1 pseudogene is annotated in these 663 nt (G+C 71.9%); it reads right to left on the bottom strand.

Annotated features, from left to right (window positions below):
• Positions 1 to 569 (bottom strand): annotated as a pseudogene (locus D7Y15_RS43685) (mechanosensitive ion channel family protein); the annotation flags it as partial.
• Between the last annotated feature and the right edge of the window lie 94 nt (positions 570 to 663).

Here is a 663-nt window from a genome sequence, read left to right as displayed (position 1 = left end):
CCCACGAGCACGACCGCCAGCCCCAGCCACTGCCACGTCTCCAGCACCCACAGCGGGCGCGTGAAGAACACGGGCGGCAGCATCTCCAGCAGCGGCGACCCGTGCTCCTGGAACAGCGTGTCGATGGCGCCCACCGTGTCCGCGCTGAAGACCCACACCGGGCCCCCTTCCGCGTCCACCCGCTCCAGGACGATGTCCTGGGGGCCTCGCGTCGTGGCCACCTGGCCCAGCACCTCGCGGCGCGCGCGCTCCCCCGGGCCCGCCGGCTCCTTGCCGATGCGCGCGAAGTCCAGCCACAGCGTCCGGTCCATCACCACCACCAGCCGCCGCGCCAGTGCCAGCCCCTCCTCCGCCTGCGTCTCCGGAGGCAGCCGCGACAGGTCCAGGTAGTGCGGCGCCCGCAGCCCGTCCCGAGCATGCGCCGCCTCCAGGAACCCCGCCGCCGTCGCCGTGGGCGTGCTCCGGTCCACCTCCGGCGGAGGCGGCGGCAGCCCCGCGTTCAGCGCGAAGGCCCCCACGGGTCCCAACAGCAGCAACACCCACAGCCACGGCGGCACGAAACGACGCACGGCACTCTCCTGATTCTCATGTAATTTGAGAACAAACAATCACCCTGGACGGAGGCTGTCCAGCGGTGGTGACGCGGAAGGACAAGGGCAGGAC

The sequence above is a fragment of the Corallococcus sp. AB030 genome, assembly GCF_003668965.1.
GTDB lineage: Bacteria > Myxococcota > Myxococcia > Myxococcales > Myxococcaceae > Corallococcus > Corallococcus exiguus.
This window is presented reverse-complemented; position numbering and strand designations above follow the sequence as displayed.